The organism is Desulfatitalea alkaliphila, assembly GCF_022968795.1.
Taxonomy (GTDB): Bacteria; Desulfobacterota; Desulfobacteria; order Desulfobacterales; family Desulfosarcinaceae; genus Desulfatitalea; species Desulfatitalea alkaliphila.
Genome location: NZ_JALJRB010000020.1, coordinates 27383 through 54269 on the forward strand (window position 1 = coordinate 27383; position 26887 = coordinate 54269).

Sequence of the window (26887 nt, forward strand, 5' to 3'; positions counted from 1 at the left end):
ATGGAAATCGAGCTTCAATCAATGATCAAGGTCGCCGCCTACCTCGGCGGCGGCATGTCCATCGGCTTCGGTGCCATCGGTGCCGCCATCGGTGAGGGGCATGCCGCGGCGCAGGCCAACCGGGCACTTTCCGAAAATCCCGAACTATCCGGCGACATCGTTAAAACCATGCTGGTGGGTCAGGCGGTGGCGGAATCGGCGGCCATCTTCGCGCTGGTGGTGGCCATCCTGCTGCTGTTTCTGCAGGTGCCGGCACCCACCGTGCTCAAGGCGGCGTCGTTGATCGGCGCAGGCCTGTGCATCGGCCTGGGCGCATTGGGGTCGGGGGTCGGCTCGGGCATGCCGGCCGCCGAAGCGTGCCGCGGTATCGCCCGGCAACCGCAGTTGATGGGCCGCATGACGACCACCATGCTGGTGGGGTCGGCCGTTTGCCAGACGCCGGCCATTCTCTCCATGGTCATCGCCTTGATGCTCATGTTCATCAATTTCGGCGATGCCCCCGTGGTCAAAGCCGTGGCCCTGTTCGGTGCCGGATTGTGCATGGGGCTGGGTGCCATCGGTTCCGGCATGGGTTCGGGCCATCCGGCCGGCGAGGCGTGCAAGGGATTGGCCCGGCAACCCGCGGCCGCCGGTCCGCTGACGGCCAACATGCTGGTCGGCTCGGCGGTCAGCCAGACGCCGGCCATCTTTGCCATGGTGGTGGCCCTGATGCTCATGTTTCTCAACTTCGGCGAATCGGCGTTCAACCCTGCCTGGGCCGCTTTTCTGGGCGCCGCCCTGAGCACCGGCTTGTCGGCCATCGGTTCCGGTTACGGCTGCGGGTTGGCCGCGGGTGCCAGTTGCGAAGGCATCGCCCGTCACCCGCGCAATGTGGGGCCCTTGACCACCATCATGCTGGTGGGCCAGGCCGTGGCCCAAACCCCCTGCATCTTCGGGTTGTTGGTCAGTTTCATTTTGATGTTCAAGGCGTTTCCCGAAACGGCCGCCCTGGCGCCGGCCATGGCCCTGCTCTCCGCCGGCCTGTGCATGGGCTTCGGTGGCATCGGGCCCGGCCTGGGCAACGGCATGACGGCCGAAGGCGCCATCCGCTGGGTGGCCCGCCAGTCGGAAAGCGCCAGCCTGCTGATGCGCATCATGCTGGTGGGCCAGGCGGTTTCCCAATCCACGGCCATTTATGCGATGGTGATCAGTTTGGTACTGATTTTCGTTATATAAGCGTGCATTCCGCACACAAGGAGGAAAAGGATCATGGCAATCGAAGGCATTGATTTGATTAAAGCGGCGGCGTATCTGGGAGCGGGTGTGGCCATGGGTCTGGGCGCCATCGGGCCCGGCGTCGGCGAAGGCATGGTGGGCGCCAAGGCGTGCGAGGCCATCGGACGCAATCCTCAGCAGGCGGCCCTGTTGACTCGTACCATGCTGGTGGGCCAGGCGGTTTCCGAATCCACCGGTATCTATTCGTTGGTTATCGCCCTGTTGTTGCTCTTTGTCGTTTGATGGGGCCATCGATTCATGTCGGTATGCTGAAACCCGCGCTCGCGCGGCAGGATCCGTATCCTGCCGCCGGTCGCAACGGCGTGCAGTCAACCGATTGAATGAGAGGCATATTGGAAACGAGCCATGCAGATTGAAAGCACCATTGCGCTGATCAGCATCAATGCGACCCTGATCGTCCAGTTGGTATCTTTTTTGATCTTCCTGTTCATCATCAACAGGATCATGTTCAAGCCCCTGGACCAGGTCAAGGGGTCCCGTGCTGCCCGCATGGAGGCCCTCCAGCAGGAGATCGCGGCGGCGGAGCAGGAGGTTCACCGCATGATGGACGCCTTGGCCGCGGAAGAGCTCAAGGCCAAGGACGAGGCGCTGGGTCGACAGAAGGCGTTGGAAGAGGAAGCCAAGCAGGAAACCAGCCGCATATTCGATGCGGTCAAGGCCGAAATCGATCAAATGAAGGCCCGCACCAACGAACAGGTCAAGGCGCAAATCGCGGACGTCCGCCAACACTTGCCCGAGGAGTCCCTGAAGCTGGCCCGGGCGATCATGGAACAGACCCTGGAGCGGAGTTTGACCAATGAAACGATTTAGCACCCTATCGTGGACCTCATGGATAAGGCCGGCGGCTTTGGGCGGCCTGCTGGTGCTGCTGCTCAGCGATGCGGCTTTGGCGGCCGAAGGGGGTCAGACGTGGCGGCCGATCTATGATCTGATCATGCGATGGGTCAATTTCGCCATTCTCTTTTTCGTCCTATATAAGTTCGGCCGCAAGCCGATCTTGGACTTCCTGCGGGGCCAGCGGGACGAGATCGCAGGGGAGTTCAGTAAGGTCGAGGCCCAGAAGGACAAAATGCTGGCCCGATTGCAAGAGGCCAAACAGGCGCTCGAGGAAAGCGAGGTGCGCCTGCCGGAACTCAAGGCGCGCCTCATCGAGCAGGGGGAACGGCGCAAGATGGAACTGATCGAGGATGCCCGCCAGCAGAGCCGTTTGGTGATGGAAGGCGCGCGCCACAAGATCGAGTACCAGGTGTTGCGCGCACGGGAAAAGCTGAGCATGGAGTTGCTGGACTTGGCCGTGGACGAGGCGATCAAGCGGTTGCCGTCCATCATCACGGCTGAGGACGACCAACGGCAAGTGGAAAAGTACTTGGCTGCCGCATCCCGATAGTCCCTCTGCCGGCCACCAGTTTGCGTAGCTATCGTGACGGATCGTTGTCCGCCAGCGCATCGCGCTCGGCGGACAACTCTTTGAGCAACTGCCGCAAAGGCCACTGTTCCGAGCTGGGGGTCAGTGCGGCCCACAACGCTTGCCGCATGCCGGCCTGGCGGCAGCCGCTCATCAACTGGTGCAGTTCTTGCTCAGTGATCCCTGCCATGATCACCGCCCTCGGCAAGCCCGAGACGCACCCTTCGCCGCTGTTCGCATCCCGGTTTACAAGCGCACCGACCTTTTCGTCCCCGTCTGCATCACCTGCCCACACCAGGGGGAGATCCTCCATGCCCAGCATCTGCAACAAGTTTTTGAACTTGGGTTGCGCCCCGGGCCCGAAGCCGCACAGCAGCACTTTGCGGGGGCCGTGCAAACAGCGTTGCGAGTGTCCCACTTTTTGAAAACCACCCTCGGTCATGGGCTCTCCTTGCATAGACACCCGGCCGGCGGCGCTGTGAGCCCGACCAGCGGTATCAGATGATGAATGGACAACCAGGCGAGAATTTGGACCGCCGCCTTTTCGGCAGTGCGCCGTTCCGCGGGGCGCCGCCCCCCGGCATCGCAACGGTTGCCGGGCACCGACACCAGCCAGGCGGAGGGTTGCCTTTGGTAGAGGATGTTCAGCAACCCCAGAAAAGCGGCGGGGTCCCAATGTTGCGATCCCATGGCCCAGCCGTTGAGGTTGGGTTCCACCACGGACCAATGAATGGTTTCGTCCGACGGATCGTGCCGCGCATCGACGAACAGGATGTGGTCGGCCATCTGCACCGCTTGCAGCAGGGCCATGTCCAGGTACTGTTTACAGACGATGGATACCGACCCGTTCAGCCCCAGCTGTTCCTTCAATCGGCCGGCCACACAGGCCCCCACACCGCCATCCCCAAGGTGGGGGTTCCCCCAGGCAATCACCCAACAGGAGGCAGTACGCGTTCCATGGGCGACCAATGCGCTGTTGCTTTTCATAAGACACGCTCCTATCCGATGCCCTGCCCTCCCGGTTGGTTGCCTGTTGCCAAAGTCTGCCGGCATTCTTGACCGGCCATGGCGGAACAACCATTCGGGGTACCCACAACCATTTTGGGGGTCCCTTCCGGTGGCGTTCAAAAGGTGATCGGATCTGAGCAACAGCAATTTATGTACCATCAATAGTGTAGATTGGATAATATGATGTAATAATAAATAGTTAAATCGGCATCGGGGCGCATGGGGCCTACAATACAAGGCCTGATGGGAATCGGCCATCAATCTGCGGTGCCCGTGCATCTTCGGATTCCAGAGGCTGCCGGAGGTGCGCCCCTGGATTGCGGCATCATTTACAGTCTGTAAAAAAACCAGACAGGATCAGCACGCCTCGGTGATGACCAGGTTGTCCCGGTGAATCACCTCGTCATAGGGTTTGGTGCCCAGCCGTTCTTTTATTTGGCCGGATTTCGACCCCATGATCAAGCGGATGTCCTTTGCGCTGTAGTTGACCAGGCCGATGCCGATGGTGCCCCCTTCCCTGCTGGCCAAGGCGGCCGGCGCACCGACACCGAACTCCCCTTCCACCGCCACGATGCCGCTGGGCAGAAGGCTTTTGCCGTGGTGCAGGACCGCCTCGGCGGCGCCGTCATCGAGCTGCAAGGTGCCCTTGGGCGTCAGGGTGTAGGCGATCCAGCATTTGCGGCTGTTGAGTCTCTTCGCGCGGGGTACGAAATAGGTGCCGCAGCACTCGCCGGAGAAAAGGCGAGACAGGATGTCGGGCTGGGTGCCGCGGGCGATGATCATGGGCACTCCGGCGGCGGTGATCTTCTTGGCCGCCTTGATTTTGCTCAGCATGCCGCCCCGTCCCAAGGCACCGGGGATATCGCCGGCAAAACGCTCGATGGATTTTTTGAAATTTTCCACCCGGGGGATCAGTGCCGCATCCGGGTGCCGGCGGGGATCCTTGTCGTACAAACCGTCGATGTCGGTGAGATTAATTAAAAAATCGGCATCCATCAGCAGGGTGATCATGGCCGAGAGGTTGTCGTTGTCCCCCAGCTTGATCTCTTCCACCATCACCGTGTCGTTCTCGTTGATGATCGGTACCACCTGCCAGTCGAGCAACGTGTTCAAGGCGTTGCGGGCGTTCAAATAGCGTTTGCGGCTGTTGAGGTCTTCGCCGGTGAGCAGGATCTGGGCCACTTTCTTGCCGTGGCGGGCGAAGGCCGTTTCATAGGCCTTCATCAGACTGCTTTGGCCCATGGCGGCGAGGGCCTGGCGTTGCGGCACCTCTTCGGGACGCCGTTGCATTCCCATTTTACGCAATCCGGCGGCCATGGCCCCGGAAGAGACGAACAGCACCTCCAATCCATGGTCGACCAGGGTGCTGATCTGGGCGGAGAGCATTTCGACCGCTTCCAGGTTCAGGCCGTCGGCGGCCGTCAACACGTTGCTGCCCACTTTGACGACGATGCGCCGGGCGGATTTAAGGCGTTGGTTCGGCATGGGACTGTCCAAAACGCTTATGCAGTTGTTTGTGCGTGAAGGCTTTGGCGCCTTCACCGCTGTAATCGGCCACCACATGACCTTTGCCCATCATGCGCCACTGATAGATCAGCAATCCTTCCATGCCCACCGGGCCGCGGGCGTGGATCTTGTTGGTGCTGATCCCCACTTCGGCGCCCAGACCGTAGCGAAAGCCGTCACTGAAGCGGCTGCTGCAGTTCCAAAAAACATCCGCGGAATCGACCCGGTCCATGAACCGCACGGCCTTGGAGCGGTCGGCGGTGACGATGACATCGGTGTGGCCCGATCCGAAGGTGTTGATGTGATCCACCGCCGCATCCATATCGGCCACCACCTTGATGGAAAGCATGAGGTCCAGGTACTCGGTGCGCCAATCTTCGTCGGTTGCGGAGGGTATGTCGATGATGCGGCGAGTGGCGGCGCAGCCCCGCAGCGCAACGCCCTTTTGTGTAAAAGCATCGCGGACGGCCGGCAAAAAGGCCCGGGCTGCATCTTGGTGCACCAGCAAGGTTTCGGCGGCATTGCAAACGGCCACGTACTGGCATTTGCTGTCCACGGCGACACGCACGGCCATTTGCAGGTCGGCCTCCCGATCCACATAGACATGGCAGATGCCGTCCGCATGTCCCAGAACGGGGATGCGGGTGTGGTCCATGATGTAGCGCACGAATTCGTTGCTGCCGCGGGGAATGATCAGGTCGATGAAGCGGTCCAGGGCCAGCATTTCGGTGACTTCGTCCCGGGTTTCCAGCAGTCCCAACCAGCCGTCCGGCAGATGGGCGCGGGTCGCCGCCGCGGTGATGGTGTCGGCCAGAATGCGGTTGGTGCGCGCGGCTTCGCTGCCCCCTTTGAGCAGCAAGGCGTTGCCGCTTTTCAGGCAAAGCGAGGAGATCTGGACCAGGGCGTCGGGCCGGGACTCGAAAATCACGCCGATGACGCCGATGGGTCGGCTGACCTTGTACAGCTCCAGATCCCGGTCCAGTTCCAAGGCGCTCAAGGTGACGCCCACAGGATCGGGCAGTTGGATCAGACTGCGCAACCCGGCGCACGCTTCCTGGATCTTGGCTTCGTCGAAACGCAACCGTTTGAGCAGCGGCGCGGCCAGGCCATCCTTTTCCGCCTGCGCCAGGTCTTGCCGGTTGGCCGCCGTGATGGCCGCCGTGTCGGCCTCGAGGGCTTTCACGATTTGGGTCAATGCTTCATTCTTGGTCGCGCCGTCCAGGGCGGACAGCCGCGTCGCGGCCGTTTTCGCCATCCGGGCGGCATGTTGGAGATCCATGCACCTCTCCTTTGCGGGGCTGTCGCTCAAGATCACAGCGGCGGGGGCGATTCCCCGCCGATGGCCGGTGCCGGCGATTGTCCGTACCCTTGCACGGCCTGATCCGAACGCCACAGTGATTTAAAAAGACTTAAACAGATAGCGCTTTATGGAGAAAGTGTCAAATGAGCATGTTGACGAAATCTTCCGGCAAAGGATGGCTTTTGTGGGTGCCGATTTTGCTGCAGACCCAGATGATCTCGCCGCGCGAGAGACATGGGGTTTGATCTTGATCGAAGATGCCCAGGGCGAAAGTGAGGCTGGAGGTGCCTACCTTGGCCACTTTTACCCCCACTTCGATCTGTTTGTCGAATCCGATGGGTTGCAGATATTCAACGGTTGCCTTGACCAGGTGAAAGTCGAGGCCCCGGGAGGTGAACAAGGCCTTGTAGTCGTAACCGGCTTGGCGCAGGAACTCGGTGATGGCGGTGTCAAAATAGGTGAGATAATGAGCATTGAACACAACCCCCTGCAGATCGACTTCCGCGTAACGTACCCGGAGGGGATAAAAATAGCTGAACTCGGTGCGCTCCATTTTCACTCGCTTTCGTTGCAGGGTAGCTATCGCATGCGGTACTGGGCGATCTGACGGGAGATGGCGACCAGCGCGCCGGTTTCGTCCCACACCTCGCCATCCTCCTCCAGTAGCCCGCAGGTGATGAAACGGGTGCGAAAGATGCATTTGAGCCATTGGGAGGCGGGCGCTTTGCGCAGATTGACCGTCAATTCGATGGTGGGCACCCAGGCACCCAAACCTTGGGTGGCATAAACGGGTGGTGGAAAGGCATCGGCGGCCAGCAACACGGCAAGGGCATCGAAAGGACGCGCCTGCTGGAAGCGAACCCAGCCTTTGTGCTCAGAACGCTCCGCTTGTCGACCGGACATCCAGCCGGTGCAGGCCGGGTCGAGGCGCACCGCCACCTGGTCGAAGAGGGTGAAACGGGGCATGCGGGGAATGGGGATGCACTGATCCAGCGGTGCCACTTGAGGCGGATCGGCCTCATAACGATCCAGGGGGCAGGCCGTATGGGGGTCGACAAAGGTTCCCCAGGCACGGATTCTTTCACGCCCTTCCTGCACCAATCGGGCCTGGATGCGCTCGAATTGAGCGGAGTCGGCAAACCGTTCCAGGTGAAGGCGCGCCGGCGCGTCGGGCAAACATCGGGCGACGTAGTTTGCGGTGACAATGGCCATGGTTGATTTTGTGCCGCATTGCAACATGCCGTTGGCCATCAAGGCCAACAGGTAGCCGCCATTGGGCAGACCGTTGATGGACCAGTTGGAGGAGACCCGGGCCTGCCGTTCAAAAGGGGTCTCCATCGCTTGACCGGCGATATCCTGATCGAAGGGGTGCATGGCTGATTTCCTTTCCGGGCCGTTAACGGTCGCCAAGATGGTGTGCCTCGGCGGCAAAAGCCATTCATACTACACCGAAGGCAAGGCGTCATGCGCAAATTTTGTTCTTTGCAAGCGTCAAAAGTGTACCAGCAGGGTGTTTTTCCAAAGACCGCCTTTTGGATTTTCATTATAAAAACGGAATGCTGGAGCTTGGCACGTGCCTTGCTTTGCCTTCTAATATGTTCAAAGTACAGCCGGCCCCATCTTGAATGACAGGGGGAGAGAGGCAGGCCGGCGACAACCGCAAGGCTGAAGGCAGGGCGTCACGATGAAAGGCAAACAACATTTTGTGTGGATTGCCGTTATGCTTCTGGAGTAAACCCGAATTGACGGGGCGGTGGGCCTGCGGCCCCCTCCCGGCAATATCCCCAACCCCGCCGTGAACGGCAGACGCGCTCCGTTCTTGGAGCAACCGGGCCGTTCACCCCAACCTCCACCCCTTCGCGACACCCGACGCACAGCCGGCCGATGCCGGTTGTGCGTCGGATTTTTTATGGGGCCCGAAAACAATGCCCCCCAACGCAGGCGCCTCGGTCCGGCGTTGTTGCGCAGCCAAAGAACTGCTTTAGCCGCACCCCTTCAGTGATCTTCCGCGAAAGATTGCACTTGATAGGTTTCCACCGCCAACCGCTCGCTGCGCCAGGCATCGGCCGGCAGCCCCGCCTTGAGGCAGAGCTGGGAGAGAAAGTCGGCCGGTCGGGGCAGCTGTTCCCAAACCTGGGGCAAGAAGGTGGCGCCGGCCGCACCTTTGCGCAATATGACGCCATCCACTCCCGGGCGCAACTTGGCCGCCAGATCGTCACCATCTTTGTAGGGCAACGGTCGGGGCGGTGTCAGCACGCTCACCTCGATGTCGACCTGCGCCAATTCGTCGGCGGTCAAAGGGTCGAAGCGCGGATCGCGGAAGGCGGCATGCTCGGCGTAGACGGGAACGGCCACCGTCAAGGGGTCGCGGCCTTCCAGTGTGCCGATGCAGCCCCTCAGGCAGCCCGCCTTTTTCAGGGTGACGAAAACACCTCCCGGTACCGCCAGGGCAGGATCGGACAGCTCTGTTTCCGATTGCGCCGCCGCTTGATCATCGGCCGCCGTTCGTCCCAACCGCCGACACAGGGTGTGGCGGGCCAGGGCCACCAATCGACGCCCCAACGCTTCGCTCAGTTGTGGCGGATGCTCCCCGTCCATGGTCACCCCCTTGCTGTAGACCTTTTGTTAAAACAGTTGTAGTTGCTTGCGATACACATCGATCACATCCTGCGGATCATCGGTGATCACCACATAGTCCGCAATCCAGGCCGGCGCGCGACCGTATTGCACCATGGTGGCGATCTGTTGGCGCATCCCGGCCCAAAACGCACGCCGGCCCTCCGTATCGAAGAGAATGATGGGCACCCGCTCCATGATAGAGAGTTTCATGTTGCAGAGGGTGATGCCCAGCTCTTCCAGCGAACCCAGCCCGCCGACGTTGAAGATGGGGAAGGAGGCGATTTCGAACCACTTCTGGCGGCTGTGGCGGCAGGTGGATTGAAAGACCTGGCAAAAATCGACATCGGGATTCATGGCCTGATCGGTGATGTCCAGGAAATTGGCCCCGGACAGAATGCCCCGCCGGCGCGCCATGGTGTTGGCGGCCTCCATCACCCCGCTGCCGCCGCCGGTGACGATGCCGATGTTGCGGCCCCAAAAAGCCACCAAGGCATCCATGAGCCGGCCCAACAAATCCATGGCGTTTTGCGACAGCGGCAGGGTTGATCCGTAAAAGGCGAACAACATCGATTTGTGAAAGTCGGCCAGGCGTTCCAGGGCCACGAAATAGCCCTTGCCGTCCCGAATGGTGTGCACCATGAGGCGCTGGTTGAGGCTGCACAGCCAATACACCGCCACGCCGAAGGCGTTGTATTCCTGCAGGCGGGAGTGGTCCTCCTGGGAGAGAAAGGGGCCGTGCTCGCAGGAAGCCTCCAGGAAATAGATCGCTTTGATCTTGTCCGCGGCCGCCAGGTTGACGATTTCCCGGTGTTCCGCCAGGTTGGGGAAATATTTGAGCACCAACACCGCCGCGCCGCCGTCGATGGCTTCCGACAGATGGGCGGTGGCGTACAAATGGGGGCAACGGCTGCGGGCGGTGAAGTCGTTGCGCATGGCGGCGCACTGGGCTTGGGACACATCGCAGCGGGTCGGCGGCCCGTTGGTGAAAATGCGGGCCGCGGCAATCCCCTCTGTCGGCGCCACGATCGCCAGGCTGCGGTCGATGAAGTGGCATGTGCATTTGCGCTCGGACGCCAACCGGCGCTGCAGCGTTTTGAGATCGTCGGCCGAGAGCTCTTGCGGCCGACGCGCAACCGCTTTGCGCCGCTCGCCGGTCTTCTGCTTGGGGGTGCCGTAGATACGGGCGCTGATCAAGGGGTTGGCAATGGTGTGCCGGGTGCCGTTGATGATCTCCAGATAGATGCGAATGCCGCGGGTCTTGATGGGGTCCAACACGGTGGCCGGCAGGTTGCGTCCCAGGGAAAAACCGCTTTGCAACACCACATAGTGCTCGTTCAGATACATGGAACAAGTGGTGATCACGCCTTGGCCCGGCGGCAGAATCAGGTGGGCGACGTTGCGCGGCACCTGATACCGGTTGAGCATCTCCCGGCCGTCCTCGCGCAGCAGAATCCGACCGAAGGTGGCGTTGTCGATATCCTCGCGCAGGCTGCAAATCACCCGGTGCGGGGCGATCACAATACTGCCGTCGCTGGAAATGGCGGTGGAGGCCGGCAGTTTCAGGTCGGCCCGCTCGATGGCGGCCAGCACCTCTTCGGAGGTGAGCAGGGCCTCGGGGTCACAAAACACCAGGCGCCCCACGGGCAGGCCCGGCCCGAAAAAGGGGCTCAAGCGTTTCAGACCGGGATAGCCGGGGATCACCGCCGTCGCCGTCTGGGTCAACACCAGTCGATCACCGTTCAAGTGGTCGACGGTGGGCGGCTCGCAGGTAATCTGCACACCCAGTCGGGCGATGCGCGAGCGCTCGCTGAACAAGATGTGTCCGGGATGGCTGCGGAGCCGTTCGATCATGTGCTGGGACAGGCCGAAGTCGCTCTGGAAGGTGATCTGATGGTCGTCGTGGGACAGCACCGCCACGATCCGGCCATCGTCCGATTGCAGCATGCCCCGATAGGAGCGCGTGTCTTTGAGACGCGTGTTCATGGGGACCTTTCTCTTAAAAATTTTAAAGCCCGGGGGCCGATATTTGTCACCCCCGCCCTTTTTGGGCCTGTCCGGTTTCGCCCGCCCGCATCTCCCGGATGACGTGCCGGCCGGGGCCGGTACCGATTCAATATGCGGGATTCCTGCTCTGAATTCAAGGCCCTGTCGGCGGCCTGATATTTGCATTAATTTTGTAAAAACACCCATGCGTGGAGAGGTACGCTCATGAAGTGTCCCAAATGCGGATATCAACGTCAAGACAGGGATGATTTGTTTGTCGCCGCCACCGAATGTCCCGCCTGCGGTGTGGTTTACGCAAAATGCGCATCGGTCGCACCTGCCGAGCCGGTGCCCGCCGGCCGGGCCGAGGGTGCCGTTCCCCAAACAAGCCCCGTCCACGAAGCTTCCCTGCGCCAGGCCAGGGAACGGGTGGAAATGCGTTTGCGCAAACGCGCGGACATTCATCTGCAGGAAGAACAACGGCTTGAAACCCTGGAGCGGGCCCGCCGCATCACGGCCGAAATGATGCGTCAACGCCGGGAACAGCGCTCGGAGCTTTCGAATGCCGCCGCCCTTCCGGAAATTGCGGCTGCCGAGCCGGCGCATGATCCGGCGCCGGCGACAACACAAGAGACGGTCCCGGCCCACGACGTTGAATATCCCGCGATACGGTCCGACCAGGGGCAGGCCGACGGTGGCGATACCCCCGTGGCCGATCCGCAAGCGCCTTCTTTCGACAAGGCGGCACCTTCTTCCATGGTGATGGAGCCGATGGCGATGGTCCCTTCGCAGGTCTCTGTCTCCGAACCGGCAGCGACGCCGCCGGAAATTCCGGCCGCGCCGAAGGACAACGATGTGTCGGCAGATAGTTACAGAGAAACAGAAACCGAGGCCCTGCCGTCCGCCTCGCTCGCGTCGCTCCCACCGCAACCGACGGCATCAGCTTTGCGGCCCGTGGTCGCCTGGGGCATCCTGGGGGCGGGTACGCTGGGCGCCTTGATCTGCTGGTTCACCATCGGCACCGGGTTTGCCATGGCCGAGAACCCATCGGGACGGGGCACGGGCCTGTTCACCCTGGGACTGCTGTTGGGGTTTGCCTATCTGGCCACCGGCGCCCTGGGGTTTGTCCTGTTCCGGGCCGCCGCTCGTTTTGCCGCCGAAATGGCCGAAATCCGCAGTGGGATGGATCCCGGCGCATCGGCGACATTCAAGTAAAATCTTAGCCTGCAACTTCCGCCAAAGCCCTTGACCAAAGCGATGGATGGTGCAAAGTTATGGGGTGTTTGCCCCATCGGCGCCGGACCGAAGTGGACCCTTTCCATCCGATCAGGTGGCTCGGGGATGCCGCCGGGACCCGGCGCAAGGACGAAAGCGTTCATTAACCCGGAATCCACACCACTTCTCCATGAGGGGTCGTTATCCATTTCACCTAACCAACCGGCTGCTGCTTCTTGATGCCCGGCTCGTTCAGGTTACACCCGCGCACCCGGCCGCCCTTTCGGTTCCCGTGCCGTTGTGCGCCGGAGGTCCACCATGAATCCTTCGCTCAACACCCTTGGTCTCTGCCTGGGCGCCTCGACGGTGTCCCTCGTGACGATACGGACGCAAAAACAGGTCAAGGCCCCCGCGGCCGATGGCGCGCCGTTTGAAATCGTGCATCACGCCGTCTTTCCCCACGACGGCGATCCCAAGCAAACCTTGCTCAAGGCGCTTGAGACCGTGGATTGGCAACATATCGACAAGGTGGCCGCCACCGGCCGCAAGTTCTGCCAGTTCCTCAATCTTTCCTCCATTGGTGAGCCCGAAGCCGTGGAACAAGCCTACAAGCGGCTCAAGCCGGCCGGTGTCCATTGCCCGGCGGTGATCTCCGCCGGCGGCGAAACCTTCATGGTCTATGTGCTCAACCCCGTCGGCCAAATCGCCAACGTGATTACCGGCAACAAATGCGCCGCCGGCACGGGGGAGTTTTTCCTGCAGCAGCTGCGCCGCATGGATGTCACCTTGGAGGAGGCCGGGCAGTGGGCTGAAGAGACCGAGCCCTACCATGTGTCGGGGCGCTGTTCCGTTTTCTGCAAGTCCGACTGTACCCATGCCACCAACAAAGGGGTACCCAAGGCCCGTGTGACCGCCGGCCTGGGCAAGATGATGGCCAACAAGGTGTTGGAGTTGCTCAAAAAAGTGGAGCGTCGCAACCTGATGCTGGTGGGTGGCACGGCCCGCAACCAGATGATGGTGCGCTATCTGCGCGAGGCGGTCCCGGGGCTGATCATTCCTGAAGCGGCGCCCTATTTCGAAGCCTTGGGGGCCGCTTTGTGGGCTTTGGACAATGAAACGCGGCCGTTTCCCGGCGTCGACCGTCTGTTCACCGATCAGACCAACCGGTTTGATGTTTTACCGCCCCTGGCACCGCTGCAGGACCAGGTGACCTTCAAAACCTTGGCCCGCGACACGGCCCGGGAAGCGGATGTCTGTCTGCTGGGATTGGATGTGGGGTCCACCACCACCAAGGCGGTGTTGCTGCGCCGGAAGGATTATGCCCTGTTGGCCGATGTCTATCTGCGGACCAACGGCGACCCGGTGGGGGCCTCCCGGCGCTGCTACGAGGCCCTGCTGGAACAGGTCGCGCAGACGGTCGATCCGGACCGCATCCAAATCGTCGGATTGGGCGTGTGCGGCTCGGGCCGCCAGATCGCCGGTCTGCACGCCCTGACCGACGGGGTGATCAACGAGATCATCGCCCATGCCACGGCATCGGTCTACTTCGACCGGGATGTGGACACGATTTTCGAGATCGGCGGTCAGGATGCCAAGTACACCTATATCACCAACGGCGTGCCCTCCGACTATGCCATGAACGAGGCGTGCTCGGCGGGCACCGGCTCCTTTCTGGAAGAGTCGGCCCTGGAAACCCTGGGGGTGGCCATGGAGCGGATCGCCGACGTGGCCTTGAAGGCGCAACGACCGCCCAACTTCAACGATCAGTGCGCCGCCTTCATCGCCTCGGATATCAAAAACGCCATCCACGACGGCGTGGCCCATGAAGATATTCTGGCCGGTCTGGTTTACTCCATCTGCATGAACTACAACAACCGCGTCAAGGGCAATCGGCCCATGGGCAAGAAGATCTTCATGCAGGGCGGGGTGTGTTACAACCGGGCAGTGCCGCTGGCCATGGCGGGCCTGACCGGCAAACCCATCGTGGTGCCGCCCGAACCGGGGCTGATGGGTGCCTTTGGTGCCGCCCTGGAGGTGCACAAACGGATCAACGCCGGTTTGATGCAGCCGGGCCGTTTCGATTTACAGACCTTGAGCCGAAGGGAGGCCCACTACGGGCGTTCCTTCATCTGCAAAGGCGGCGCCGAAGGGTGCGACCGGCGTTGCGAAATCGCCCGCATCACCGTGGAGGGCCAGGTCTATCCCTTCGGCGGTGCCTGCAACCGCTACGACAACCTGCGGCGCAACAAACGCTACGACGTGCGTCAACTGGACCTGGTCCGGTTGCGCCAGCAGTTGCTTTTCGGCAAATACGCACCGGCGCCCCTGGATCCGTCGGCGACCGACTACCGCGGCCGGGTGGGGATCAACCGCAGCTTCCTGGTCAACACCTATTACCCGCTGTATGCCCATTTTTTCAGCCGCATCGGCTATGCGCCGGTGTTGCCCCGGCAGGCGACGCAGGAGGGCATCGACCAGCGCAACGCCCCCTTTTGCTATCCGGTGGAATTGGCCCACGGCTTTTTCCACGATCTGTTGGCCGGGGAAGATCCGCCCGAAGTGTTGTTTCTGCCCCACTTCAAATCGATGCCGGCCCTCAACGGCGACCTCAATGCCCAGGTCTGCCCGTTGGTCCAGGGAGAAAGCTTCTATTTACAATCCACTTTCCGGCCCCGTTTGCAACAGCTTGAGCAGCGCGGCAGCCGTCTGTTTGCACCGCTGATAGACCTGGCCGGTGGACTGGAAGGGGCGCGCAGCCCCCTGGTGGAGATGGCCGCCGCCCTGGGCATTCGCCGCAAGGCGGCCGAAGCGGCCTTCGACCAGGCGCTGGCCGCCATGCAAGCCTGCATGGACGAAATGCTGGCAGTCGGCCGCGATACCCTGGCCACCCTGGCCCGGGATCCGCAACAGATGGCGGTGGTGTTGTTCGGGCGGGCCTACAGCGCCTATGTGGACGAGGCCCACAAGGGGATTCCCCACAAATTCGCCTCACGGGGGGTGCTGGTGATACCCCTGGATTTTCTCGATCTGTCCGACCAATATGCCAAGCGGCACATGTACTGGGGCGCGGGGCAGCGCATTCTCGCGGCCGCCCGCAAGGTCAAGGAACACCCCCAGCTGTTCGGGACCTACATCACCAACTTTTCCTGTGGGCCGGACTCTTTCGTAATCACCTATTTTCGCGACATCATGGGGCGCAAGCCCTCCCTGACCCTGGAGTTGGACAGCCATACGGCCGATGCAGGCCTGGAAACCCGCATCGAGGCCTTTCTCGACATTGTGCAGGCCTATCGCCAACTGGGGGCCGAAAAAGCCTTTCAACCCGTCTTCAACGGGTTTCGGCCGGCCGGCACGACCGTGCGCAACGGCGTGCTGCACGTGATCGACTCCAGCGGACGCGAATTGCCCTACACCGATCCGCGGGTCACCCTGCTTTTTCCGGCCATGGGGGACCTGGCGGTGCGAGCCGTTTCCGCCACTTTCGCCAGCTACGGTTTCCACACCCGCGCCCATGAGCCGAGCAATGAAGCGATCCTCAAGCTCGGCCGGGGCAACACATCGTGCAAGGAGTGCTTGCCGTTGATCCTCACTACCGGCACCCTGCTCAACTATGCGCAGCACAAACGCCGGTCGGACGAAGTGGTGCTCTATTTCATGCCCACCGGTTCAGGGCCCTGCCGCTTCGGTCAGTACTATATTTTCATGGAGGACCTGGTGCGCAAACTGCAAATTCCGGATGTGGCCATGTTCTCCCTGTCTTCGGACGATGGTTATGCCGGCCTGCCCACCAGTTTGCACCGCAGGGGGTGGTGGGCTGTGGTGGTGTCCGATCTGTTCGAGGACATGCGGGCCATGCTGCTGGCCAATGCCCGGGACACCGCGGCGGCCCTGGATTTGTTCGAACAACAGTATCAGTCGGTTCTGTCGGCCATGGAGCTGGGGGCGTTCGATACGCTGCTAGGGGCCTTGACCCGGGCGGCGCGCAAACTGGCCGCCGTCCCGCTCAAGCGACCGGTGCCCGAGGTGCCGGTGGTCTCTTTGATGGGGGAGATTTACGTGCGCCGCGATGGTCTGTCGCGGCAATACCTGACCGAGCAGTTGGCCGCCAAGGGGATCGCCACGGTCTGCGCGCCCGTGGCGGAATGGATTCTCTACTCCGATTTTATCATCAACAAGGGGTATGGGGATTATACCCATGACAATTGGCGGGAAAAACTCAACGCACGGGTCAAGCAACTGTTCATGCGTTGGGACGACCGCCGCATTCGCAAGGCCCTGGCCGTCTCGGGGTTGGTGCACACGGCGCCGATTCGTGTGGGGGAGGTCATCGATACGGCCCGTCCCTACATCTCTCCCTACCTGGCAGGAGAGGCCATCCTTACCGTGGGCAGCTCCTTGAAGGAGGTGGTTTCCCAAACCTGCGGCGTGATCGCCATCGGTCCCTTCGGCTGCATGCCCAACCGGTTGGCCGAATCCATTCTCAACGAGGCCATGCAAAAAGACAACAAGCTGGCCAGTGAACCGCACAACGCCCGGTTGCGGACCGTGCTGGCCGACGTGCACGATCTGCCGTTTCTGGCCATTGAAAGCGACGGATCGCCCTTTCCGCAGTTGATTCACGCCAAGCTGGAGGCTTTCTGCCTGAGGGCGGAGCGCATGCACGAACGGATGCGTGCCGGCGGGATGGGAAATCATGGGCACTGATCCACGCCCCGGTCCCGATCCGGTGCGACGACGGTCACCCCTTTTTGCGGCGATCCGGTTGCTGCCGTCGCTCCTCGATGTGCGAGAGGGTCACCACGACCCCGTCCCGCACGCCGCGACGGCGATCCCGTTTGTTCTTGCGCCGCTCGGGAGGGCGCTTTCCATCGCGGGGCGCCTGCTGCTGCGGATTGCGCCGATTGGGATCGTTCTGAACCGGGGGTATTTGGCCGATAACGATATCCACCATGATGCTTCACCTCCTGAATTCGGTATCGGTCGCCTCCAGATAAACTTTAGCTTCAAAATCAACGGCACCCATGACCGTTCTTGTCTGGATCGGCTTTCCGCTCTATAACGGCTTGATGCTGGCAGCCGTGTTGCAGCGCATGCGGCATTTTCAAAGACAGATGGAGCAATGAAGGAGTTACAAGAACCCATGGGTACCATCAAAATCGCCATCGTGGGCGTGGGCAACTGTGCCGGCGCGCTGGTGCAAGGCATTCATTATTATCGGGACAAACAGCCCGATGCGGCCATCGGGTTGATGCACTGGGAAATCGCGGGCTACCCCCCCCATGCCATCGAGGTGGTCGCGGCCTTTGATATCGATCAACGCAAAGTGGGCCGGGATGTCAGCGACGCCATCTTCGCGCCGCCCAACTGTACCACCGTTTTTTGCGACCAGGTGCCTGCCACCGGCACCATGGTGCAAATGGGCGCCGTTTTGGACGGCATCGCCGATCATATGGCGCAAATGCCTCCCCATCGCACCTTTTTGCCCGCCGACCGGCCGCAACCGGACAAAAACAAGGTGGTCGCCATTCTCAAGGAGAGCGGCGCGGAAATTCTGCTCAACTATCTGCCGGTGGGCGCCGAGCAGGCCACCCGTTTCTATGCCGAATGCGCACTGGCCGCCGGCGTGGCCTTCATCAACAATATTCCCGTGTTCATTGCCAGCGATTCCCGTTGGGCGGCCCGTTTTGCCGAAAAGGGGCTGCCCGTGGTGGGCGACGACATCAAATCGCAACTGGGCGCCACCATCACCCACCGCGTGTTGACCGATCTGTTCCGCAAGCGGGGCGTTCGCTTGGACCGCACCTACCAACTGAATATCGGCGGCAACACCGATTTTCTCAACATGCTCAACCGCACACGCCTGGACTCCAAAAAGCGATCCAAAACCGAAGCGGTCCAGGCGGTGGCCGCTCGGCGCCTGGACAACGAAGACATTCATGTGGGCCCCAGCGACTACGTGCCCTGGCAAAAGGACAACAAGGTGTGTTTCATTCGCATGGAGGGTCGTGTGTTCGGCGATGTGCCCATGAACCTGGAATTGCGACTTTCGGTGGAGGATTCACCCAATTCCGCCGGAGTGGCCATCGACGCCATCCGCTGCGTCAAACTGGCCCTGTTGCGCGGTGTGGGCGGTGCCCTGGAAGCGCCCGCCGCCTACTTTTGCAAGCACCCGCCCCGGCAGTTCACCGACGACGAGGCCTACCGCATGATCGAGGCGTTCTTGCGCACCGAGGGGGATTGAAAGAGCTGATCTAAGGCGTACGGCGGCGGATCGTATAGCGCACTTCCACCCGGTCCCGGCCCGCCTCCACCAGGCGCACGGATGCCCCGTTCAAGGTCAGGACGGCGGTCAGCTGACCCGATGCGGCCAAGTCATCCAGGCGTACCTTTTCGGTATAGATGGTGCTGATCTGTGCCAGGGTGCGCTGGGCGCCCGCTACCGTGATTTTGGCGGGGGTGACCGTCACGCTTTCCAGCAGCAGGCCGGAGGGCAGGGTCCCCACCCAGTCCACCTGAACCGGCAGATCCTTGTTGATCGGCATGTCCAGGGCCACCCGCACTTCCGGCGGTTCGATGCGGCTGAGCCACAGGCCCGGCGGAAGGACGATGTTCTCCTCGGAAAGGGTGAAGGTGTTCACTCCGCTGACGGCTTTGCCCAGGTCCAATTTGGCCTTGACCTGGTAGGGGCGCAGGGAGCTGATCAAGGCATTGCTGCCGCTCAAGTGCAGCCGCACGGAGTTGACCGATGTGGACATGATTTGCATGCGTGGGTCGCGGTTCAAATATTCCAGGGGCACCTCCACACTGACGAGGGTCTCCATGCCCCGGGCGAAACTGAACCAGATGCCGGCCATGCAGAGCAAGCACACCGCCGCCGCCACGGTCAACTTGCGGCTTTCGTGCAAGCGGCCCTTGGAAGAATCGCGGGCCGCCCCCAGGTGTTCGGTCAACTGCCGCTTGAGGGAGAGGTTGTCGTCGATGGGAATGAATCGACTGTTTTTAGCGGCCACCACCCGGCCCCGTTCCTCGGACACTACGATGACCAATGCATCGGACTGTTCCGCCAGGCCGGCGGCGGCGCGGTGGCGGGTGCCGTATTGCCGGGGCAGGTCATCGCGCAGGCTCAGGGGCAGAATGCCCCCCACCCGCGTCACCCGGTTACCCTCCAGAACGGCGGCGCCATCGTGCACCGGATTGCCGTTCCAGAAGATGGACAGCAGCATCTCCTTGGATACTTTGCCGTCCCATTGCACCCCGCCCTGAATCAGTTCGTGGACATTTTCCCTGCCCGGTAAAACGATGAGGGCGCCGATACGCTTGCGCGCCAGGTCGTACACCCCTTCGATGATGGCCTCCACGGGGGTGGCGACGTGCTGCTGGGGAAAGCCCCACAGGAGCGCGCGCAGATTCTTGGCTTGCAATACATTGCGCAGTTCATTGCGAAACACGATGATGATGATCAAGGCCGCACCGGCGATGATGCCCTGCATCGCCCAACTGGTGACGATCAGCCCCATGCCCACGGCCAACCGCTGGAAGACCCACAGCAGGGCGATGCCGGCCAATACCCGCAACACCACCGTGCCCCGGAACAGGACATAGAAGCGAAACAGGATGTAGCTGTTCAACAGCACATCCACCACATCCTGCCAGCGCAGCGTGCCAAGAAGGGAAAGCAGCGTGTTCATTGTTTCTCGTCGTTGTTGACAAGCGGCGCTTGCCGGGCGTGGTGCGCACGTGCGGGTCGTACCGGGGTTTGTGACCGAGGGCACCGCGAAGATGTGGCGGCCCGCCGGGGTATCAATCGATCACGCTGAAACGCAAGGTACGAACGATTCTGTTACGTGCGTCCAGGATTTCCACCCGCCACGGTCCCTTGTCGGCTTCGCGTAGCTGGATGCTGCTGAAGGTGGCCCAATTGGGCGGCCGCAGGGTCAGCCGTTTGACCGTCACCAGCTCGTCCCGACGATACCACTTGTGTTCGATATAGGTTGTTTCCGTCACACCGTCAAAGGAAGTGTAGCAGGAGATGCGGCCGACGGCGACGGAAAAGGCCACCGCAATATGGCGCGGTTCGTAGCCTTCAATGGTTTCGCACATCACGGCCCGCACCAAGCGGAAAGCCGGTCCGGGCGGATCGGTCGCATCCTCGGTGGCTTGCCCCGATGCGGGTAGGTACAGCAACCCAAGCAACAGGCAGCCGATAATGATCGGGAGCTTGCCGTTCATGACGGTATTACTAACCGATACGCTGAATTTTGCAAGTCAGAAGTGGCGTCGTTGGTCGGAAACGGGCGTGGTATCAAGGACGGTGCAATAAATCGGCAAGGCTCTTTTCGGCGATGGCGGTTTCGTCTTCGTTGAGCGCTTCGATCCGCTCGACGATGGCTTTCTCCACCACCCAGCCGAACCCCAGTGTGTCGAAAAAAATGATCTCTTGGTGCTCCATAAACAAATAAAGCCTCCCTCTCCCTGCGCCGGTGCCTCGGCCGGCGCCGCCCTTTACCCTAATATCGTCGGCCGGGCGGCAATCTTTAGTGGATTTTGGCAATCGGATCGGGTTAAAAGAAGACCATCTGCAACACTTCGAGGAGGCTTCCAATGGCAGATGTAACATCCGAATATCGCCAAACCAGGCAAGACCGCCGGGCCGTTTGGGGTTGGGCCATGTACGATTGGGCCAATTCGGCATTTGCCACCACCGTGATGGCTGCCTTTTTTCCGGTCTTCTTCAAGCAGGAGTGGAGTCGCGGCGTGGATGCCAATCTGAGCACCGCCCGCTTGGGAATGGGGGTTGCCGCCGCCGGCCTGCTAGTGGCGCTGCTGGCGCCCTATCTGGGCGCTGTCTCCGATCAAAGCGGCCGCCGCAAAACCTTTCTGATGGTTTTTACGGTCCTGGGCGTCGCCATGACGGCTTCCTTGGCCCTGATTCCCCAGGGCCAGTGGCTGACCGCCCTGCTGGCCTATGCCTTGGCCACCATCGGTTTTGCCGGCGGGCTCATTTTTTACGATGCCCTGCTGCCCCAGGTAGCACCCCTGGACCGCATCGACCAGGTCTCGAGTTTGGGATACGCCCTCGGCTACCTGGGCGGCGGTGCTTTGCTGGTTCTCAATGTCGCCATGACCTTGCAACCCGCTGTGTTCGGCTTGGCGGATGCAGGCCAGGCGGTGCGCTTCTCCTTTGCCAGTGTGGCCATCTGGTGGGGTCTGTTCTCCCTCGTCACCTTTGCCTGGCTGCCCCCGGAACCGCGCATCCGGCGACGTTCCATGGGCATTCAAGTCGTGGCCGGATGGCGACAGCTGATGGAAACCTTCCGCAAAGTCCGGCGCTTGAAAACCGCTTTTCTCTTTCTGGTGGCCTACTTCTGCTATATCGACGGAGTGGGTACCATCATCCGGATGGCGGTGGATTTCGGCATGTCCTTGGGGTTTGATTTCAAAGACCTGATCGTGGCCCTGATCATCACCCAATTCATCGGTTTTCCGGCGGCCCTGGTGTTCGGCCAATTGGGCAAACATTGGGGGGTGCGGCGCTCCATATTCCTGGCCCTGGCCATCTACATGGGCGTGACCATCTATGGCGCCACCATGAACCGGGTGACGGAGTTCTACGTCCTGGCGGCGGTCATCGGTCTGGTGCAGGGCGGCATTCAAGCCTTGAGCCGTTCTTATTTCGCCCGGTTCATCCCTTTGGGCCAGAATGCGGAGTTTTACGGCTTCTACAACATGATCGGCAAGTTCGCCGCCATCATGGGGCCCGCGCTGATGGGTGCGACCGGTCTGCTGGTGCGTCACCTGTTGATGCCGGCGACCCCCACGGTCGAACAGATGCACAATGTCGGTTTCACGGCCACCCGCTGGAGCATCGTTGCCGTCTTGTTGCTCTTCGGCATCGGAGCGGTTTTGCTGCGCCTGGTGGATGAAGAAAAGGGCCGTGCCGAGGCCGCCGCCTTTCATTGAAAAGGCGCTCAACCTTTTTCACCAAGGGCCGATAAGATTCATTAGCGACCCCTTGAAAGGGAACGCCCCGGCCGCGAAGCGCTCGCCGGCGGCAGGGGCCGGCCATCGTCCCACCGGGCACCGAACAGACAGCGGCACGATTGCGGCCGCCATCGCGCCGGTAATGAATGATGAGACCCAAGGCGACCGAAGCCGAACAGCGATATGGTGGAAAACAAAGACATAGCTCTGGATCCCGAAGCTCAGCGGTTGTTCGCCCAGTTCGGCGGTTTGGAGGCCTACCGGGCCCAGACACCGGTGGTGGGCACGGCCCACATGACCCAAAGGCTCCTGGAAGAGCAGAAACGACATGATGCGGTCCGCAAGCTGATGGTGCAGGCCATCTGGTTGATCAGCCGTTATTTGGCCGATGACGCCTTGGCGCTCGAAACGCGACGAGACCTGCGCCTGGTGGAACAACTGGCTGCCGTATTGTCCCGCTTGGGTCAAACGGGCGGCCATTTGGGATGTCTGTTGATTCGTTTTCGCGGTACGCCCCCCGACCCTGAACTACCGGCCAAGCTGGATTACGAACTGGTGGCAGGACATACGCTGGTGGACAGCCGCCTTCTACCTGCCATGGCGCGGCGCAACGGGGATGGTTGGGCCAAACTGAGCGACCAATTGCAGGACGCCTGCATGGTGCTGGCCGATTACGGCGTCAACAACATCTTCGTGCGCTTGCCCGCTGACGGTGCAGTACCCGCCGAACCGTTGCGGGTCTGTTTGAAGATCCTGGCCGGTTTCCGCCGGGCCCGCCAGGACGGCAATCCCATCCTGGTCCGCACCGACAATGGGCAGCGTGCCGTGCCCCTGGTCAACGACGAAAACCTTTTCCCGGACCCCAATTTGACCGTGTTGGCGGGGTTGAACCGCTTGGGCGCGGCTGCCATGGCCAACCTGGTGGACAAGGTGGATCGATGGCTGCGGCAACAGGCGGCCCAATCGGCCTTGAAACGCTACGCCGGGGTCTACAGCGCGGCCCTGGAACTGCCCAAAGTGCGAGCCAAGGTGCGCCGGCCGCCGTTGGAGCTGAACAATGTCAAGTGGCTGCTCACCGAGACCGACGATCAGGACGTGTCCGCCGAGAAACTGGACATTGCCCGGCTGGCCGTGAACCTTGCGGCGGCAGCACCGCAGCAGGTGGCCCGAATGATCCAGAGTGTCTACGGCGACGATTACGGCCGCATCGATACCCGCTTGTTGGGGCAGCGGCTCCACCTCTCTTCAAACATGTTGCAGGCGGCCGACCGGCGGCCCGCGGCTCGGGATTTGGGCAAGGCCGTACTGGGCAACCTGCAGTTGCGACTGGACCAGGTCAAGGACAGTGTCATCGACGACATCCACGTGGTCGAAGCGCAAAACCGGGCGCCTTCGGAAACGCCGTCCGCCGATCCTGCCGCGGTCCACAAAGATATCTTTCGTATGGTCTCATTCTATAAAGGGCGTTCCACGGCCCGCAAGAAGATGGTGGGCATGGTCCACCAACCCATCCAGTTCAGCCTGCACGACTACACGATTCTGGCCAAGGATTTCCAGATCGACCGCGCCGCGGCCGAAACCCTGGTGCGCACCCTAAAAGGGTGTTTCGATGGCCAAGGTCGCTTCCTGAAACGGGCCTTTGCCGAGGCCGTACCGTTGTTCCGGCGCTATGAGCAGAAGATTTTTCACTTTTTGTGGCATCACATGAAGGATGTGGTGCTGCCGGCGGACCGCACCTCCTTTCTCAACGCCCTGCAAATGCTGACTACCCGCATGGATCAACCCAAAAAGGCGCTCAAGATCCTGATCGAGGATTTGTGCAGCGACCCGGACGCCATCCAGTTTTCCGACAACAAGGCGATCATGCTGGCCAACCTGATTCTGCACCGGGACAAATCGATCACGGATTACGATATGACCCCCGAGGACGTCGTGCTCAGCCGGCACGGCATCGACAAGCAGGTGGTGCAATATGCGGCTTGGCGGGTGGCCAAGGATCAGGAGGCCTTCGCCGCTAAAATGCGTGCCGTACACCGGCAGCTGGTGGAAGCTCTGCATCTAGGGCAGACCGGCGACAGGAAACTGCCCCCCGCTTTTTTGCTCAATCTCGAACGGGAGCTGTTCATCTTCTTTTCAATGGTGCACTGTGATGCCGGCAAGGCGATTTTGTGCTCGGCGGCCATCGAGTACGGGGATCCGACCGCATCCATCTATCACCAGAACCATAGCGGGAACTGCATGGGGGCTTTGCTGCAAAACCTGCGGGTGGCCTTGCGGGGGATGGGGTGCGTGGGCGCCATGCCGGACGTGACTCTGCTCGAAGGCATCAAGGTGCACGAAGAAACCTTCATGCGGCTGAAAAAGGATCCCCAATATCGGGCTCAAGCCCGCATGATTACCGAATGGGTGGACGAGGCGATCAAGCTGATCCGGTTTCGCAGCTGATTTCTCCGATCATAAGGCGTCTCCGGCGCCGGCCCTGTGGTTAGGCGCCGGTGCAGGTCGCAGGAAACGCACCGACCCCCGTTTGGCGGGGCAACGAAGGCGGGTCCGCCCGCATTGCCCCGATCAGAGCCGCATGTCACCGGTGTCGCACAAGCATCAAGCGTTGCCGTGCGCCCGGATCTTGGCCGCCAACGCCCGGCGCTCCTCCAGGCGGGTTTTCAAGCGAGGGAAGCGGTCCATGTCGGTGTGGGGCAGAAACAGGGAGGCCACGTAGTTGTCCATGTAGGAGGGCGTTTCGGACAGCTCGAAGTTGGTCATCATGTTGGTGACCCCCACCACTTGTTGGCGCACGCTGTTGGTCAGGGCGCTCATGCGGGCGCCCAGCAGGGAGCTGTTGCCCACGTAAACCACCTTTTCCGGCGCCACTTCCGGCAACAGGCCGATGATCATGGCCCGCTCCAGGTCCACGTAGCTGCCGAAACCGCCGGCGAGAAGGATCTGTTCCACATCGTCGAGCTGCATGCCCACCTCTTTGAGCAGCGTGGTGCAGCCGCTGTAGATGGCCCCCTTGGCCCGAATCAGGTTTTCGATATCGATCTCGTTGATGGTGATGTCCCGATCGATCTGGGTCTGGTCGGCGAACGCCAGAACATACTCGTAAATATTGTCGGTTGCCCGGATGCGGGGGGTGTTCAGGTCGCGATCGAATTTGCCCTGGTTGTCGATCACCCCCATTTCGAACAGGGTGGCGACGATGATGATCAGTCCCGAACCGCAGATTCCCTTGGGCCGGACGTTGCCGATGGTCATGAGCATGGGCTCCAGGGTTTCCGGATCGATGGAGAAATCCTCGATGGCCCCCTTGGCGGCGCGCATGCCGAACTGGATGCCGCCGCCTTCAAAGGCGGGCCCCGCGCTGCAGGCCGCACAGGCCATCCAATCCTTGTTGCCGATCACCACTTCGGCGTTGGTGCCGATATCCATGAACAGGGTCAGCGCTTCGCTGCGGTACATGCCGCTGCCCATCACCCCGGCCACAATGTCGCCGCCCACGTAACTGGACACCTGGGGGTAAACCAGGGCGGTGACATGATCGTCCAGGGCGATCCCCAGGTCGGTGGCCCGGATGGTCGGATAGATGCTGGCCGTGGGCACATAGGGGGCGCGGCGAATGTGGCGTGGTTCCACCTTGAGCAGCAGTTGGGTCATGGTGGTGTTGCCCGCCAGGGTGATCAGGGAGATCTCCTCCCGGGCGATCTTGGACTGCTTGAGGATGCGGGTCAGCACCTTGTTGACCGTTTCGATGACCACCCGTTGCAGGGTTTCCAGGCCGCCCGGCTTTTCGGCGAACATGATGCGCGTGATCACATCTTCGCCGTAGCTGACCTGACCGTTGAAGTCGCCGTTTTCCGCCACCACCTTGCCCGACACCAGATCCACCAGCTGACCATAGATTGTGGTGGTGCCGATGTCCATGGCCACCGCATAGTTGCGATCCGTGGTGTCCCCCGGCTCCACCCGGATGATCTGCGTTTTGCCCGAGCTACGCACGGGTCGGGCGAGGGTCACCGTCACCTTGAAATCCTGCTCCCGAAACACAGATGGGATTTGGCGGATAACGGGCAACGACACTTCTAGGCCGTGTTCGTCGTGTTGGAGCCGCAAGTGGTTGACCAGCCGTGTCACATCGGGCAGGTGGTCTTGTGTGTCCGGAGGCGTAAGCTCAAGGTAGCGCTTTTCCACCGCCGGTAGAAAAAGGCCCTGCTCCTTGATCTCTTCCAGGCCGATCTGCTTAACGGTTGCGGTGCGACGGGGCGCCTGGCGTTGCAGGGCCGAAATGTCCACCGCCGATTCCACCGGAATACGTATGGTCACGTCTCCCTGCACCGTGGTCTTGCACGCCAGGCGGTACCCTTTTTCCCGGTCTTCGGCACTGATGCGGTCGGAAGTCTCCCCCTCGACGCTGCCCGCCTCGACCATCACGCGGCACTTGCCGCAGGTCCCGTCTCCACCGCACGAAGCGTTGATATGCACGCCGGCCGCCATGGCGGCCCGCAACACAGTTTCGCCGCGGGCCACTTCGATGGAAACATTGTTGGGCAGAAAGGTGACTTGGACGTTGCTCATGATGGCTCCTTGGCTTGAAGGTT

22 protein-coding genes are annotated in these 26887 nt (G+C 61.5%); 9 read left to right on the forward strand and 13 right to left on the reverse strand.

Going from position 1 to position 26887, the window contains the following annotated elements; translation table 11 throughout:
- The 4 genes from MRX98_RS15780 (at position 1) to MRX98_RS15795 (ending at position 2662) form a co-directional block, all read left to right on the forward strand.
- Positions 1–1215 (forward strand): ATP synthase F0 subunit C, encoded by a 1215-nt coding sequence (locus MRX98_RS15780; protein WP_246911839.1) that lies wholly within the window; start codon positions 1–3, stop codon positions 1213–1215.
- Between the two features lie 33 nt (positions 1216–1248).
- Positions 1249–1497 carry an ATP synthase F0 subunit C gene (gene atpE, locus MRX98_RS15785; protein ID WP_246911842.1) on the forward strand — a complete coding sequence of 83 codons (249 nt, stop codon included), beginning with the start codon at positions 1249–1251 and terminating at the stop codon, positions 1495–1497.
- A 123-nt stretch (positions 1498–1620) separates the two neighbouring features.
- Positions 1621–2085: a F0F1 ATP synthase subunit B gene (locus MRX98_RS15790; protein ID WP_246911845.1), complete on the forward strand. Its 465-nt coding sequence runs from the start codon at positions 1621–1623 to the stop codon at positions 2083–2085.
- Positions 2072–2662: a F0F1 ATP synthase subunit B gene (locus MRX98_RS15795; RefSeq protein WP_246911848.1), complete on the forward strand. Its 591-nt coding sequence runs from the start codon at positions 2072–2074 to the stop codon at positions 2660–2662. Before MRX98_RS15790 ends, MRX98_RS15795 begins: the two co-directional genes overlap by 14 nt.
- 28 nt (positions 2663–2690) lie before the next feature.
- Here MRX98_RS15795 and MRX98_RS15800 read toward each other — a convergent pair whose 3' ends face one another.
- The 8 genes from MRX98_RS15800 to MRX98_RS15835 form a co-directional block, all read right to left on the reverse strand.
- A complete protein-coding gene (locus MRX98_RS15800; RefSeq protein WP_246911850.1) occupies positions 2691–3122 on the reverse strand; it encodes a DUF3783 domain-containing protein in 432 nt (143 codons plus the stop codon).
- Positions 3119–3667: a hypothetical protein gene (locus MRX98_RS15805; RefSeq protein WP_246911852.1), complete on the reverse strand. Its 549-nt coding sequence runs from the start codon at positions 3665–3667 to the stop codon at positions 3119–3121. The genes MRX98_RS15800 and MRX98_RS15805 overlap by 4 nt, the downstream gene beginning before the upstream one ends.
- A 378-nt stretch (positions 3668–4045) precedes the next feature.
- Positions 4046–5173 (reverse strand): glutamate 5-kinase, encoded by a 1128-nt coding sequence (gene proB, locus MRX98_RS15810; RefSeq protein ID WP_246911854.1) that lies wholly within the window; start codon positions 5171–5173, stop codon positions 4046–4048.
- Positions 5154–6473, reverse strand: coding sequence for a glutamate-5-semialdehyde dehydrogenase (locus MRX98_RS15815; protein ID WP_246911858.1), 1320 nt, complete (start codon positions 6471–6473; stop codon positions 5154–5156). The genes proB and MRX98_RS15815 overlap by 20 nt, the downstream gene beginning before the upstream one ends.
- A gap of 160 nt (positions 6474–6633) precedes the next feature.
- Positions 6634–7047, reverse strand: a complete 414-nt coding sequence (locus MRX98_RS15820) for an acyl-CoA thioesterase (RefSeq protein WP_246911860.1) — start codon at positions 7045–7047, stop codon at positions 6634–6636.
- Positions 7048–7073: 26 nt separating this feature from the next.
- Complete coding sequence (locus MRX98_RS15825) at positions 7074–7868, reverse strand: thioesterase family protein (protein WP_246911870.1); 795 nt, start codon at positions 7866–7868, stop codon at positions 7074–7076.
- A gap of 621 nt (positions 7869–8489) precedes the next feature.
- A complete protein-coding gene (gene amrA, locus MRX98_RS15830) occupies positions 8490–9092 on the reverse strand; it encodes an AmmeMemoRadiSam system protein A (RefSeq protein ID WP_246911872.1) in 603 nt (200 codons plus the stop codon).
- Between the two features lie 27 nt (positions 9093–9119).
- Entirely contained in the window at positions 9120–11096 is a 1977-nt protein-coding gene (locus MRX98_RS15835; RefSeq protein ID WP_246911875.1) for an LOG family protein, read from the reverse strand.
- A 225-nt stretch (positions 11097–11321) separates the two neighbouring features.
- On the opposite strand from MRX98_RS15835, the gene MRX98_RS15840 reads away from it, so the two are divergent.
- Together MRX98_RS15840 and MRX98_RS15845 are read left to right on the forward strand one after the other, a co-directional pair.
- On the forward strand, positions 11322–12311 hold the full coding sequence (locus tag MRX98_RS15840; RefSeq protein WP_246911877.1) for a hypothetical protein: 990 nt from the start codon (positions 11322–11324) through the stop codon (positions 12309–12311).
- 318 nt (positions 12312–12629) lie between these two features.
- Positions 12630–17015 (forward strand): acyl-CoA dehydratase activase, encoded by a 4386-nt coding sequence (locus MRX98_RS15845; protein ID WP_246911885.1) that lies wholly within the window; start codon positions 12630–12632, stop codon positions 17013–17015.
- A 34-nt stretch (positions 17016–17049) separates the two neighbouring features.
- Here MRX98_RS15845 and MRX98_RS15850 read toward each other — a convergent pair whose 3' ends face one another.
- Complete coding sequence (locus MRX98_RS15850; RefSeq protein WP_246911888.1) at positions 17050–17262, reverse strand: hypothetical protein; 213 nt, start codon at positions 17260–17262, stop codon at positions 17050–17052.
- A gap of 189 nt (positions 17263–17451) precedes the next feature.
- Between MRX98_RS15850 and MRX98_RS15855 the strand changes: the two genes are divergently transcribed.
- On the forward strand, positions 17452–18552 hold the full coding sequence (locus tag MRX98_RS15855; protein WP_246911891.1) for an inositol-3-phosphate synthase: 1101 nt from the start codon (positions 17452–17454) through the stop codon (positions 18550–18552).
- A 10-nt stretch (positions 18553–18562) separates the two neighbouring features.
- Here MRX98_RS15855 and MRX98_RS15860 read toward each other — a convergent pair whose 3' ends face one another.
- The 3 genes from MRX98_RS15860 to MRX98_RS15870 form a co-directional block, all read right to left on the reverse strand.
- Entirely contained in the window at positions 18563–19999 is a 1437-nt protein-coding gene (locus MRX98_RS15860; RefSeq protein ID WP_246911893.1) for a diadenylate cyclase, read from the reverse strand.
- 112 nt (positions 20000–20111) lie between these two features.
- Entirely contained in the window at positions 20112–20540 is a 429-nt protein-coding gene (locus MRX98_RS15865) for a DUF2914 domain-containing protein (RefSeq protein ID WP_246911896.1), read from the reverse strand.
- Between the two features lie 73 nt (positions 20541–20613).
- On the reverse strand, positions 20614–20760 hold the full coding sequence (locus MRX98_RS15870; protein WP_246911898.1) for a hypothetical protein: 147 nt from the start codon (positions 20758–20760) through the stop codon (positions 20614–20616).
- A 152-nt stretch (positions 20761–20912) separates the two neighbouring features.
- Between MRX98_RS15870 and MRX98_RS15875 the strand changes: the two genes are divergently transcribed.
- Positions 20913–22271, forward strand: coding sequence for an MFS transporter (locus MRX98_RS15875; RefSeq protein ID WP_246911900.1), 1359 nt, complete (start codon positions 20913–20915; stop codon positions 22269–22271).
- Between the two features lie 204 nt (positions 22272–22475).
- Positions 22476–24737 carry a hypothetical protein gene (locus MRX98_RS15880; RefSeq protein WP_246911903.1) on the forward strand — a complete coding sequence of 754 codons (2262 nt, stop codon included), beginning with the start codon at positions 22476–22478 and terminating at the stop codon, positions 24735–24737.
- 156 nt (positions 24738–24893) lie between these two features.
- Here MRX98_RS15880 and MRX98_RS15885 read toward each other — a convergent pair whose 3' ends face one another.
- Complete coding sequence (locus MRX98_RS15885; protein ID WP_246911905.1) at positions 24894–26864, reverse strand: ASKHA domain-containing protein; 1971 nt, start codon at positions 26862–26864, stop codon at positions 24894–24896.
- Positions 26865–26887 lie beyond the last annotated feature (23 nt).